The sequence below is a fragment of the Butyrivibrio sp. X503 genome, assembly GCF_003625475.1.
Taxonomy (GTDB): Bacteria; Bacillota; Clostridia; order Lachnospirales; family Lachnospiraceae; genus Butyrivibrio.
In genome coordinates, this window is the sequence record NZ_RAIQ01000004.1 from 91998 (window position 1) to 105455 (window position 13458).

13 protein-coding genes are annotated in these 13458 nt (G+C 43.5%); 1 reads left to right on the plus strand and 12 read right to left on the minus strand.

From position 1 onward, the window contains the following. Window positions 1–10: 10 nt before the first annotated feature. From ispG to D6853_RS08235, 9 genes are all read right to left on the minus strand, one after another. On the minus strand, window positions 11–1069 hold the full coding sequence (ispG, locus tag D6853_RS08195) for a flavodoxin-dependent (E)-4-hydroxy-3-methylbut-2-enyl-diphosphate synthase (RefSeq protein WP_120657528.1): 1059 nt from the start codon (window positions 1067–1069) through the stop codon (window positions 11–13). Window positions 1070–1098: 29 nt separating this feature from the next. Continuing rightward, window positions 1099–2151: an RIP metalloprotease RseP gene (gene rseP / locus D6853_RS08200; RefSeq protein WP_120657529.1), complete on the minus strand. Its 1053-nt coding sequence runs from the start codon at window positions 2149–2151 to the stop codon at window positions 1099–1101. Window positions 2152–2172: 21 nt separating this feature from the next. Next, window positions 2173–3324: a 1-deoxy-D-xylulose-5-phosphate reductoisomerase gene (locus D6853_RS08205; protein WP_120657530.1), complete on the minus strand. Its 1152-nt coding sequence runs from the start codon at window positions 3322–3324 to the stop codon at window positions 2173–2175. A 101-nt stretch (window positions 3325–3425) separates the two neighbouring features. After that, a complete protein-coding gene (locus D6853_RS08210) occupies window positions 3426–4247 on the minus strand; it encodes a phosphatidate cytidylyltransferase (RefSeq protein WP_120657531.1) in 822 nt (273 codons plus the stop codon). A gap of 37 nt (window positions 4248–4284) precedes the next feature. Further along, window positions 4285–5016 (minus strand): isoprenyl transferase, encoded by a 732-nt coding sequence (locus D6853_RS08215; RefSeq protein WP_120657532.1) that lies wholly within the window; start codon window positions 5014–5016, stop codon window positions 4285–4287. Window positions 5017–5040: 24 nt separating this feature from the next. Next, window positions 5041–5592, minus strand: a complete 552-nt coding sequence (frr, locus tag D6853_RS08220) for a ribosome recycling factor (RefSeq protein WP_120657533.1) — start codon at window positions 5590–5592, stop codon at window positions 5041–5043. Window positions 5593–5630: 38 nt separating this feature from the next. After that, window positions 5631–6326 (minus strand): UMP kinase, encoded by a 696-nt coding sequence (gene pyrH / locus D6853_RS08225; protein WP_120657534.1) that lies wholly within the window; start codon window positions 6324–6326, stop codon window positions 5631–5633. Window positions 6327–6346: 20 nt separating this feature from the next. Next, the gene (locus tag D6853_RS15490; protein WP_243108320.1) at window positions 6347–7348 is read right to left on the minus strand and encodes a polymer-forming cytoskeletal protein; all 1002 of its coding nucleotides are present in this window, start codon (window positions 7346–7348) and stop codon (window positions 6347–6349) included. A 27-nt stretch (window positions 7349–7375) separates the two neighbouring features. Beyond that, window positions 7376–8326 (minus strand): polysaccharide deacetylase family protein, encoded by a 951-nt coding sequence (locus tag D6853_RS08235; protein WP_120657535.1) that lies wholly within the window; start codon window positions 8324–8326, stop codon window positions 7376–7378. Between the two features lie 219 nt (window positions 8327–8545). On the opposite strand from D6853_RS08235, the gene D6853_RS08240 reads away from it, so the two are divergent. Beyond that, on the plus strand, window positions 8546–9205 hold the full coding sequence (locus D6853_RS08240; protein WP_120657536.1) for a hypothetical protein: 660 nt from the start codon (window positions 8546–8548) through the stop codon (window positions 9203–9205). Window positions 9206–9342: 137 nt separating this feature from the next. Here the strand turns inward: D6853_RS08240 and D6853_RS08245 are convergent, their stop codons facing one another. The 3 genes from D6853_RS08245 to D6853_RS08255 all read right to left on the minus strand — a co-directional run bounded on the left by D6853_RS08245 (window position 9343) and on the right by D6853_RS08255 (window position 12739). Beyond that, window positions 9343–10548 carry an NADP-dependent isocitrate dehydrogenase gene (locus D6853_RS08245; protein WP_120657902.1) on the minus strand — a complete coding sequence of 402 codons (1206 nt, stop codon included), beginning with the start codon at window positions 10546–10548 and terminating at the stop codon, window positions 9343–9345. A gap of 65 nt (window positions 10549–10613) precedes the next feature. Then, window positions 10614–11294: a GntR family transcriptional regulator gene (locus D6853_RS08250; protein WP_120657537.1), complete on the minus strand. Its 681-nt coding sequence runs from the start codon at window positions 11292–11294 to the stop codon at window positions 10614–10616. A gap of 11 nt (window positions 11295–11305) precedes the next feature. Further along, the gene (locus D6853_RS08255; RefSeq protein ID WP_120657538.1) at window positions 11306–12739 is read right to left on the minus strand and encodes a 2-isopropylmalate synthase; all 1434 of its coding nucleotides are present in this window, start codon (window positions 12737–12739) and stop codon (window positions 11306–11308) included. Window positions 12740–13458 lie beyond the last annotated feature (719 nt).

Here is a 13458-nt window from a genome sequence, read left to right on the forward strand (position 1 = left end):
AAGAAGTGTATCACTTCCAATTGTCGAGCTCTTCCTTTAATACATTTAAAAGCTCGTCTTCTTTGACCTTCTTAACCACTTCCCCGTGTTTTATAAGAAGACCTTCGCCGGTTCCTCCGGCAATTCCGATATCAGCCTCTTTGGCTTCTCCGGGGCCGTTAACGGCGCATCCCATAACCGCAACCTTTATGTTGAGATCGGGATAATTCTGAACAAGAGTCTCTGTCTTGTTGGCAAGGTCTATGAGATCAATCTTGGTTCTTCCGCATGTGGGACAAGATACAACCTCGATACCACCCTTTCTGATATCTAGGGTTCTAAGGATTGCTTTGGCTGTCTTGATCTCCTCGATCGGATCTCCGGATAGAGAAACTCTGATAGTATCTCCTATTCCTTCATTTAAGATGATTCCGAGACCGACAGATGATTTGATATTGCCGCCCCAGACTGTTCCGGCTTCGGTAATACCTACATGAAGAGGATATTTACACTTCTCTGCAAGTAGCTCGTGAGCCTTAACACAGAGCATAACGTTTGATGACTTGATACTTACGACCATGTTGTCGTATCCGAGATCTTCTATGATACCGATCTTATCAAGTGCGCTCTCCACAAGGCCCTGCGCAGTTACTCCGCCATATTTTTCAACGAGATTCCTTTCAAGTGAACCACTGTTGACGCCAACTCTGATAGGAATATTTCTCTCCTTGGCACATGAAACGACAGCGGCTATGCGCTCTTTGGAACCGATGTTTCCGGGATTGATCCTGATCTTGTCGGCTCCGTTCTCCATTGCAGCGATAGCCATCTTATAGTCAAAATGAATATCCGCAACAAGCGGGATCGTTATCTGTTTCTTGATCTCTTTTACCGCGAGCGCAGCTTCCTGCGTCGGTACAGTACAGCGAATAATATCACAGCCCGCAGCCTCCAGCCTTTGTATCTGCGCTACCGTAGCGGCGACGTCCTCTGTGGGCGTATTGGTCATAGACTGTATCATAATAGGGTTACCGCCACCGATAACCTTGTTTCCAATCTTAATAACCTTGGTATTGTCTCTGTACGTCATATAGACTCCTATCCCTGCAATTGCAAATATTATCTTGTAAACTTCATGATGTCATTAAATAACACAAAAACCATAAGTCCGATCAGAAGTATCATTCCAAACATGTGCACGTAGCCTTCCTTCTCGGGAGGAACGGGCTTTCCGAAGATAACTTCGATAAACTGGAACACAAGTCTTCCTCCATCAAGAGCCGGGAAAGGAAGAAGGTTCATAACTCCCAGGTTTACCGACAGCAATACGGTAAGTGACAGCATGTTTAAGATCACCATGGGAATGCCGTATTGACTGGTTTCCTCATATACCTCATCGACTATCTTTACCACTCCGACGGGACCCGAAACGTCATCGGCTGAAAGTTTGCCTTTTATCAAAAGCGCAAGACTTCTATAGGTATTTTTCAGTGAAAATCTAACCTCATACCAAGCATATTTAAATGCCTGAAAGCCCTTTATATTTTCGTACTCTCCCATATAGACGCCCATATAGTAGCGATGTTCCTTTTCGCTATACTTGGGCTGAAGAGTAGTACTGTACTTCTGTCCGTCTCTCTCGTATACGATGTCCATTGGTGACCCTTCCGCAAACTGCGAAATGAGGGTAACCTCCTGTGAATTGTAAACTTTTTCACCATCGATACTTATGATCGTATCGCCTACCTGCATTCCTGCTTCCGCAGCTGCAGATTCTTCCGTCAATTTATGGATCACAGGGAAATTCCACAAACTAAAGCTGACAAGTATAACCGCAAGAATATAAGCGATAATAAAGTTCGCAAAAGGTCCGGCAAAAAGAGTCGCTATCCTTCTCCACACGGGAGCATTCAAAAAAGCTCTCTCATCAAAGCTCTCTTTTTCCTCGGAGATGGGATCCATTCCGTCAAAAACACATGCACCGCCTACGGGCAAAAGCTTGATGCTGTATAAAGTCTCGCCTTTTTGCTTTTTGAAAATAGTCGGTCCCATGCCGATAAAAAACTCTTTAACTCTTATGCCGCCTGTCTTGGCAATGATGAAATGGCCGAATTCATGGCTGGTAACGAGTATTCCGAAAATCAATAAAAATATAATTACACTTACTATCATTTTCTTTCCTCTTTTATTTCCTCAAATGTTGTATTTATTCCCCAAGAAATCATAAATCTCTTTTTCTGCTTCAAGAATCTGTGAAACCGTGGGATTATCTATCTTGTTATGATGATCCATTGCCTCCCGGATCATGTCATAGATCTCAAGATACTTGATGTCGCCCTTTAGAAATCTCTTAACTGCCATCTCATTGGCCGCGTTAAATACAGTAGGCATGCTGCCTCCCGCATATGCCGAATCAAAAGCAAGCTTAAGTCCCCTAAATGTATCCGTATCAGGCTTTTCAAAAGTCAGGCTGTGAAGCTCAAACAGGTCAAGTCTCTTTTCATCCATAGGTCTTCTGTCGGGATAAAAAAGAGCATACTGAATCGGAAGCTTCATATCGGGAACACCGAGCTGAGCAATAACCGCTCCGTCGCAGTACTGAACGGCGCTGTGAACTATGCTCTGCGGATGTATCAAAACCTGAATGTTATCAAGGCTTACATCAAAGAGCCACCTCGCCTCCATGACTTCAAGTCCCTTATTTACAAGCGTCGAAGAATCAATCGTAACCTTCGGACCCATATCCCAGTTGGGGTGCTTGAGCGCATCCGCAGCCGTCATGTCCTTAAGCTCTTCCTTCTTCTTACCTCTGAAAGGACCGCCGCTGGCTGTAAGAAGGATCTTTTCAACCTTATCCTTAGGTTCGCCGTTAAGAGACTGGAATATAGCGCTGTGCTCACTGTCAACGGGAAGGATCTTAACGTTCTTCTCTTTTGCAAGAGGCATTATGATGTGTCCCGCGCAAACAAGCGTCTCTTTATTGGCAAGTGCAATGTCCTTGCCGGATTCTATGGCACGAATAGTCGGCCTGATACCTATCATTCCGACAACAGCCGTAAGAACGGTATCGGCTTCGGGAACCGAAACAATCTCCAGAAGTCCGTCCATTCCGCTGTAAACCTTTGTATCAGTGTCCTTGATCCTGTCCGCAAGATCTTTGGCTGCGTTCTCATCAAACATGCAGGCGTACTTAGGCTTAAACTCCCTAACCTGCTTCTCAACTTCTTCAACCTTCCTGTTGGCTGCAAGGCCGATGACCTTTAGCTCGGAAGCGTTGTTCCTTACAACGTCAAGTGTCTGTGTTCCTATTGAGCCCGTAGATCCAAGTAAAACAATGTTTCTCATTTCAACTCCTAATGCAATCTCCAGGGAAATCCGATGCATTTTCCTATTATATAAAATCAGCACCGAAGTTTATTCTCCGGTGCAAAATAATTTCTAAAGCCTTAAAAACGCCTGGTTAGAACCGCTGCCAAGAAATATATGCAAGGTATTACAAATATCACACTGTCAAAACGGTCCATAATTCCGCCGTGTCCCGGAATCAATTTGCCGTAATCCTTTATATTATGGTCTCTCTTAATACCGGATGCCAAAAGATCACCAAGCTGAGCAATGATGCTGCCCGCAAAAGTAATGATGGCCATAACCCAGATTACTTCGACCTTATAATTCTCTCTTACGTAAATGATATAACCGATGAGCGCACCGACCAAAACACTTCCGATAATCCCGCCTATCGCACCTTCTATGGTCTTCTTGGGAGAAAGATGCGGTGCAAGCTTGTGTTTACCGAATGCTCTTCCGGCAAAATATGCACATGTATCGCAAACCCATGCTATGAAAGGAATCCAAGCAAGATATTTGCCAAACGCACGTATTCTCAAAAGATATACGAACGACATATTAACGGGTGCATATACGAAACAGAAAAAAGTAGCTATGGCCTGCATAGACTTAAACTTGGGAAAGTTTACAACGTAACATACCATGATGAGGAAAAATGCAAACATCAGGGAAAAGATATAATATCTGTAGTCCCTAACAAGGATCATCTGAACATAATGCACGATGATCGAAGCGTATCCGCATAATTCCAATGCATTGAAATTCTTTCCTTCTTCATGTATGCCGAGCGCTCTCACCAGTTCATAAAAACTGACGAACGAAACCGCAAACAACACTCCCGCAAGCAGGTATCCTCCGGGAATAAGCACTCCCGCGAGAATAAGAAATATAAATATTCCGCTTATAACTCTATTCTTCAACTCTTTTAACCAGCCTTTTTCCAGTTTCCGATAATGCTTAGATCTGATCCTTCTTAAGACCGCCAAACTTACGGTTTCTGCCGCCGTAAGCTTCTATTGCCTTAACAAGCTCAGCCTTGTTAAAGTCGGGCCATGCGATCGGGGTGTAATAAAACTCCGTGTATGCAAGCTGCCACAACAAGAAGTTGGAAACTCGCTGCTCATTGCACGTTCTGATCAAAAGATCGGGGTCCGGCAAAAAGTCAGTATCAAGGTTTTTGGCTATCAGTTCCTCGGTAATATCATCGGCCTTGAGCTCTCCGCTCTCAACCTTTGCTGCGATCTTCTTTACGCTGCGGGTAATCTCATCCCTGCTTCCGTAGTTGATCGCAATCGTAAATGTAAGTCCGGTATTGCCCGCAGTTGCTTCCTCAAGCTCTGCGATAGCCTTCTGAATATCCTCCGAAAGAGCGGATCTGTCACCGATAACACGGCAACGAACATTGTTCTTCATGGATTTCTTGATACTGGTCTTTAAATAATTGCGAAGGATCGTCATGAGGGCTGAAACCTCAGCCTCGGGACGGCTCCAATTTTCTGTTGAAAAAGCATAGACGGTGAGGTACTTGATACCGAGATCTCTTGCATCAACAAGAATATCCTCAACCGCCTTGGCTCCCTGCATGTGTCCGTAGTTTCTGGGCATTCCTTTGGCCTTGGCCCATCTGCCGTTACCGTCAAGAATGATAGCCACATGCTCGGGTACATTCATTAACTCTTGTGTTTCCATTGTAAAAATCCTATTTCCGCATGATCAAACTGTCATGATCTCTTTGTTCTTATCTTCTACAGCAGTATCGATGTCCTTGATATACTTGTCTGTAACCTTCTGAAGCTCATCGTTAAGATCGTTAATCTCGTCCTCGGAAATATCGCCGCCCTTGAGCTTCTTAAGAGCATCATTGCCGTCACGTCTTACGTTTCTGACAGCAACCTTGGCATCCTCACCCTTCTTACGGATGTCTTTTGCGAGCTGTTTTCTGCGCTCCTCAGTGAGCTCGGGGAAAACAAGTCTGATAACATTACCGTCATTGGCAGGTGTAATACCAAGATCGGATGTAAGGATCGCTTTCTCAATATCTTTAATAAGTGTCTTATCCCAAGGTGCGATCTGGATAATACGTGCCTCGGGAACGGAAACATTACCAACCTGCTGAAGAGGTGTAGGTGTTCCGTAATAATCTACCTTAATCTTATCAAGTACATGGGGATTGGCTCTTCCTGCACGGATAGAAGCAAGCTCCTCCTTTAAAAAATCGAAAGATTTCTGCATCTTATCTGCGTATTCTTTAATCTTATCGTTCATACCGATGCCTCCTTAATTTCAATTATCTTAAGCTATTATCAAACAGTAACCGTTGTGCCGTTAAAATCACCGGAACAAGCCTTGATGATACTGTTCTCTTCCTGAAGGGCAAATACCCTCATAGGAACCTTGTTATCTCTTGCAAGGATTGATGCTGTCATATCAACAACCTGAAGGTTCTTGGCGATAACCTCATCAATTGAAAGTGTATCATATCTCTTAGCATCCGGATTCTTGGCGGGATCGCTGTCATATACCCCGTCAATAGACTTTGCAAGCAAAAGGCAATCGGCGTCAACCTCTATGGAACGAAGTACAGCCGGTGTATCTGTTGAAAAGCAAGGATGTCCCGTGCCGCCCGCAAAGAATACAACCATACCTTTGGCAAAATACTTGTTGGCTCTGTCCTTAGAAAATAATTTGGTAAAAGAACCGCATTCAAAAGGTGTAAGTATATTGGTCATCATGCCTACGCTTCTGAAGATCTCGGAAACGTAAATGCAGTTCATAACAGTAGCCAGCATGCCAATCTGGTCGGCCTTAACGCGGTCGATGTTCTCGCTGGTCCTGCCTCTCCAGAAGTTACCGCCGCCGATAACGATACCTACCTCGGTTCCGTCATCCACAAGCTGCTTAACCTGAAGAGCCACCTTTCTGACAGTCGCTTCATCAAAGCCTGTCTTCTTGTCTCCTGCCAGCGCTTCGCCGCTGAGTTTCAATAGTATTCTCATAATATCTCCATGTATATCCGTAATTATTTATTCTTAAGTCCCTCGAAGAACTCTGAAGGATTAACGTCGGCATAAGCCTGTGAGCACATACCCTCGATAACCGCACCGTTGTTGATCTGTACAGACTGGGACTTGATGTTACCCATAACGATTGCTGTTGTATCAAGAACTACGGGTCCGTGTACGTCGATGTCACCCTTAACGGCTCCTGCGATAACTGCGCTTGAACCAAAGATGTTACCTACGATAACCGTGCTCTGTCCAACCTTAACGCTACCCTTACTTCTTACTTCACCTGTGATTCTTGCTGACTCTGCATAGATCTCAGCCGCATCGGAATCACCCTGAATCTCACCTGTTACGTTGAGCTTGCCGAGAGCCTTAACGTTACCTATGATCTTACCTACAAGATCAAGAGATCCTGTTGTCTGAAGGTCACCGCTGATGACCATTCCTTCTGTGATGTTAGCTGTTTCATCGGTTGGTGTCTGCTGTTCAAAATCCATAGTTTCATTTCCCCCATCATTATTAGATTTATCAGTTTCATTGCTCTTGGCAATGTACTCATCAATGTGTTCGTTGTTGATAGCTTCAAGTGCGCTTCTGGGCTCTTCCTGCTCAACCTCTGCCTGAGTCTCCTCTTCGATCTTCTCTTCAAGGTCCTCTGTGAGCTCTTCGATCTCATTTGATACGCTTGTTTCAGCTTCTTCTTTTTCCTCGGAAGCTTCCGCAAAAGAGCTTTCGCTCTCATTCACAGTGTTCTCTTCCTCGGGTGTTACTACCTCTTCGGTAATAACTTCAGAAGCAGCTTCCTCTTCTGTGTTAGTCTCTTCGTTTGTGATGTCATCAAGCTTGATGTCGTCAAGGCGATTAAGCATGCTGTCGATATCGACCTCACTTACCTTAACTGTTTCCTCAGCTGCCTTGTCTTTATCAAGACCGTTTGCTCCTTCGAGCTTGTCATCCGGCATAAGAGTGTTAACTGCCTGGGACAGATCGCTCTTTAGCTCAGAAAAAAATCCCATCTTGATATCCTCCCCTTACTTAGTAGTTTATTTGTTTTTGATATGTTGAACCGGTAACGTATCATCAGTTATCGGAATCATCACTGTATCATCCATACCGTTAATTGCGTCAATTATCTCGGGAAGAGCCTCAACCGTGGCCTTCTTGTCCGCCGCGTCATGCATAAGAACAACGCAGTGTTTAAACTTAGGTATGTTATTTACTATATTAGCACAAATATCGTCCTTAGTGATGCCTGCTTTGTCATCTCCGGCCGAAATATTCCAGTCAAAAAACGTGATGTCCTCATTATCAAGAATTCCTACAAGCTCATTCATATCAGCCTTGCTGACATTGTTGGAGCTTCCGCCCGGGAATCTGTAATATTTGGACCAGGTGTCTGTCGTATTGTAAAGATAAACTCTTAAGTTCTTAAGATCCTCTCTGAACGCATCGGTCGATGCATATATGTCACTGTACTTGTGACTGTATGAATGCATACCCAAGGTATGTCCTTCATTGACTATCCTCTTGTAGCAATCCTCATATTTGGGCTTGCCGCAGACAAAGAAAGTCGCCTTAACATTCTTTTCTTTTAAAATATCAAGTATCTCATCGGTGTAGATACTCGGACCGTCATCAAAAGTAAGATACACATATCTGGTACCCTCGATATCTTCCGGGTTCTGAGCTCCGATGATCTCAACATCCGCGTAATCAATATCCGGAGTGACCACACTTGCGGGCTTGGAATTCTTATCATCCTCCGCCAATATATCCATCTCTTCACCAAAGCGCTCTCTGTACCATTCAAGGTCCGCCTTGGTCTGATTATAGTCAGTCTTAAGTCTGTCGAATCTGATAGATAAAATGATGCAGATCAACGTGGGAATGAGACAAGCTGCTGCAACGGTTATCAGAATGAATTTACGAAGCCTTCTGATACGCCTGTTGTACAGTACCTTTTCACTTTTTCTCCCACCCTTCTCATAAGCCATTTTATATCAAATTCTCTCTCCTCATTTGAATGCTCATACAGACTTTAGTATATCAGAACAAACGCCCCTATTCAACCGAATAAAGGCTTCATTTGTGCATTTGTTTTATCTCACGCCGCACATATTTAACAATTCCTTGACAATCTACACCACCGTCGTGAATAATAAAAAAGAAATCGAGGTGCAAACCTCACAAAAACGTTTATAGAAAGGGAAAACATGAAAAAAAGAGGAACAAAATTATTTACAATCCTGTTAACCGCGGGTATGCTCGCCTTCACTGCTGCTTCAGGCATCAGTGCCAACATGATCACAAGTACTAAAACCACAGTATATCAGATGGAAAAAAATGACAGTGCTTTTGTTGACGGCGGAGGAATGACCGGCAAAATTTTTCCGGACAGAAAATGGTTATCCGATGTGGAATCCAAAATGTCCAAAGGCAATGGTTATGTTCGAGTTAAATTAAACGGCTACAGTAAACCGGTTCTATTAGAAGCAAGTAAGAAATACATTGAACATGTTGGAGATTCAAAAGGAAATTCTAGAAATGCTTCAAGACATGTTTGGGTTTATACAGAATCATCCAATAGAAATGCAAAATGTATCGGTACTCTCATTTCCGATGATTATATAGGCGTAAAAAATGGAATGATTTATGCCAGAAGTGGCGGAACAATAGAGACGTATTTGGTATCAGCAGACGGAGAACGTCTTGTACAAAAAGATTACGCTGATATAAACACAAAACTCGGATTCACCAACAGTAGCAACAAAGGAACAGGATATAAATCTGTTAATGGATACAGTGCAGAAAAATTATACTATAAACTCCTAGATGAATTTTGGGGATCTACTATTCATTTCAAAATTAGATGAGATTTATTTAAATAAATACGCTTTAATAAAAGTTCCCGAATGTTTTCAGGCATTCGGGAACTTTTATTATTATCCAGAAAAATGATAAGGGTGTCGAAAGTACCTTTTGATACCTGTGACATACTTGGCTCAATATATCAAAGCTTATTATATTCCTCAGCAATAGCATCAAGGAACTCTTCGCTTCCGAGTTTAACGGGATTCGGAAGTGATGTGATAAGCGCAAGATCGCCTGTCATGCGGCCTGACTCAATAACTGAAAGAGTTGCCTTCTCCATCTTGTCAGCCCAATCCATAAGCTCTTTTATTCCGTCTAGCTCGCCTCTCTTGCGAAGGGCGCCTGTCCAAGCAAAGATAGTTGCTACAGGGTTGGTTGATGTAGGCTCTCCCTTAAGATACTTGTAATAGTGTCTCTGTACCGTTCCGTGAGCTGCCTCGTACTCGTAAACTCCTGTGGGAGATACAAGAACAGAAGTCATCATTGCAAGTGAACCGAAAGCGGATGAAACCATGTCACTCATAACGTCGCCGTCGTAGTTCTTGCAGGCCCAGATAAATCCACCCTTAGACTTCATTACACGAGCAACGGCGTCATCGATAAGTGTATAGAAATAAGTGATTCCTGCCTTCTCGAAATCAGCCTTGAATTCATTTTCAAATACTTCCTCAAAGATCTCTCTGAATCTTCTGTCGTATGTCTTACTGATGGTATCCTTGGTTCCGAGCCAAAGCTCTTTTTTCTCAGCGAGAGCATATTTAAAGCAAGCTCTTGCAAAGCTTCTGATCGAAGCATCTTTATTGTGAACGCCCTGAATGATACCGGGCTCCTTGAAATCAAAGATAGTTTCCTTGGTAACAGTTCCGTCCTCAGCGGTAAACACAAGCTCTGCCTTACCTGCTCCGGGAACTCTGATCTCAACGTTCTTGTAAACATCGCCGTATGCGTGTCTTGCAAGTGTGATGGGCTCTACCCATGTTCTTACGTTGGGCTCGATTCCCTTTACCATGATAGGTGTACGGAAAACTGTTCCGTCAAGAATCGCTCTGATCGTACCGTTGGGGCTCTTCCACATCTTCTTGAGATTGTATTCCTCAACACGCTCATTGTTGGGAGTAATGGTAGCGCACTTAACGGCTACACCGTACTTAAGTGTTGCATTGGCGCTGTCTACGGTTACCTGATCGTCTGTCTCGTCTCTGTGCTTAAGTCCGAGATCATAATACTCGCTCTTAAGGTCGATACTGGGTAAAATAAGCTTATCCTTGATCATCTGCCACAGTACTCTGGTCATCTCGTCGCCGTCCATCTCAACGATGGGTGTTGTCATCTGAATCTTACTCATTAAATCTGTCCTTTCAAAAGATGTTGTGTATATATCGCATGTGCCTGTAAAAGGGCTATCCGCCATTACTCAAACATGGAAAGAAGTCCCTTCTCAACCATATTCTCATAAGCATTTATCATGTGCTGATTGGCAAGCTCTTCGGCCTTGTCGGGATTATTCTCCTTAATGGCCTCCATGATAAATTTGTGCTCAACGTTGGAAACAGCGCCTCTGCTGCTGGAAAGAGTCTTTTGTCTGACTCTCCAAACATACTGGTGATAGTCCTTTAAAAGATGCTCAAGCATCTTGGAATTACATGACTCATATAAAATGTTGTGGAATCTGTTGTCGAGCTCAGCCATCTGCTCCATATGACCTCTGGCCGCATGGAACTCAGCGAGGTAGATGTTCTCTTCCATCTCCTCAAGCTGCTCTTTGGAAATATTCTCACAAGCCCATCTTGCGCAGAGTCCCTCGAGCTTGGATCTGATCATATAGATATCCTCGATATCCTTGACCTTGATGCCCGTAACGTATGCACCTCTGTTGGGAATGATCTGAATAAGTCCCTCAAGTTCAAGCTGTCTGAATGCCTCTCTTACAGGAGTTCTGCTGACGCCGAGTTCCTGTCCGATAGCTACTTCCTTAAGCTCTTCATGATCCTTGTACTTGCCATTAAGAATATCCTCTCTGATGCGATGGAAAACTCTGCCTCTAAGTGAATATTTATCAGTAACTTCCTGCTTTAAGTCTTGATTATCCATAATTGTCCCCTTTATTTGGATGATACGATCTCACCCTCTTTAACAACTATTCCAAGTTCTTTGCCAACTTTTTTGATCTCGGAAACAAGCTCGGCATCCGTCATAACGGTAACTCGTCCGCCTGCGTACTCCTTATCGACCCACTCTTTTATCTTGGTAACAAGAGGTGAAGACTTGGAAAGAGCATGCTCGTCGCGAAGCTTGTAATGAATGTTGATCCAGTGAGCGATTCCGGCAAGTCCCGATGTGTTAGATACGGCACTTACGGGAGGTCTTCTGAGGAACTTCTCAGTGTCGAAGATGTTGTAGATTTCCTCGTTCTTAAGAAGTCCGTCTGCGTGGATTCCGGCTCTTGTAACATTGAAGTTCTTACCAACAAAAGGTGTGTTGGAAGGAACCGTGAAGCCTACTTCCTTCTCATAATACTCGGCAAGGTCTGTGATAACCTGCGTATTCATACCATCAAGAGTACCCTTGAGCTGTGCATATTCAAATACCATAGCTTCAAGAGGTGTGTTACCTGTTCTCTCTCCGATACCGAAGAGTGAAGTGTTAACTGAAGAACAGCCATAGAGCCAAGCTGTTGTTGAGTTGGTAACAGCCTTATAGAAATCGTTGTGACCGTGCCACTCGATAAGTTCACTGGGAACACCCGCGTTGGTGTTGATCGCATAGATGATACCCTGAACGCTTCTGGGAATAACGGCACCGGAGAAGTTAACTCCGTAGCCCATTGTATCGCAAGCACGGATCTTAACGGGGATACCGTACTCTTCTTTTAACTTCATAAGTTCTACGCAGAAAGGAACAACGAAACCGTAAATATCGGCTCTTGTGATGTCCTCGAGATGGCATCTTGGACTTATTCCTTCCTCAAGACAAGCTCTTACGATGCTGAGATAATGATCGAGCGCCTGTCTTCTTGTCATCTTAAGCTTTAAGAAAATATGATAATCGGAACATGATACGAGGATACCCGTCTCCTTCATTCCGATCTCTTTAACCAGCTTGAAATCGTCCTCGCTTGCGCGGATCCAGCTTGTAACTTCGGGGAACTTGTAGCCTCTCTCCATACATTTGTAGACCGCATCGCGATCGCTCTTACTATATAAAAAGAACTCGCTCTGTCTGATCATACCGTTGGGGCCGCCAAGCTCATGAAGCATGTCGAAGATATCGACTATCTGCTTGGTTGTATAAGGAGCCCTTGACTGCTGTCCGTCACGGAAAGTAGTATCCGTGATCCAGATGTCCTTGGGCATATTGTGTGGAACAATCCTGTCGTTAAACGGAATCTTGGGAACTTCCTCATAGGGAAACATATTTCTGAAAACGTTTGGTTTTTGAATGTCGTCAAGAATATACATGTGCTCTTCGATCTGGAGCAGATTATTCTTGTCATTCATGGTCACCGGCCTGTTCTGAAATGCGCTAGTCTCACTCATGAATAAACTCCTCACTTACAAAAAATTGTACTAAAATGGTCATCGCGTATAATTGTATACAATCATACCATTAGTGTCAAGGTCAGTATTTATCTAGTTTTCGGGGTGTTGGCTTTATTAGGTTAAAAAAAATCAAGAAAAACCCGTGACGGCGTTGAGGAATGCGGAATCGAGATCGATAGCGTGTACAGAAATGGCCGGCATGTGAATTGCCCTAGGCCGGCATGCATTTCAGCACTTTTGCCAGATTTGCATGCTTTTCTCCTGTTCTGAACTTGCCTAGACGGCAAAGAAAATGTCCAAATGACATGCATATCCACTCTTTTTTCGGATTTACATGCTTTTTTTCGCCAAATTATCATTATTTCATCCACAAAAAGGAAAATAAAAGCATACATAAAGACTATTTCTCTCAAAACGCATGTTTTTTTCCTGTCTAAAAATCCAATTAAGCCGGAATTCATACACGCATATCAGCATTAAAACTATAATTGCATGCCGATTATCGGTATTACGTGAAATTTCCGACAAATCCCGCCCCAAGTAAACAAATCCAGCCCCAAGTAAAACAGAATAGAATGAAATAGAATAGATTTGAATTGTATTCCGCTCCCGCTCTTATTCTCGAACAAATCTACCCAGCATATACACTTGAGCGCTATAGAATCGCATGCTAATATATCAAATGATGTGTGCCAAAAGTACCTTTTTGCCACATA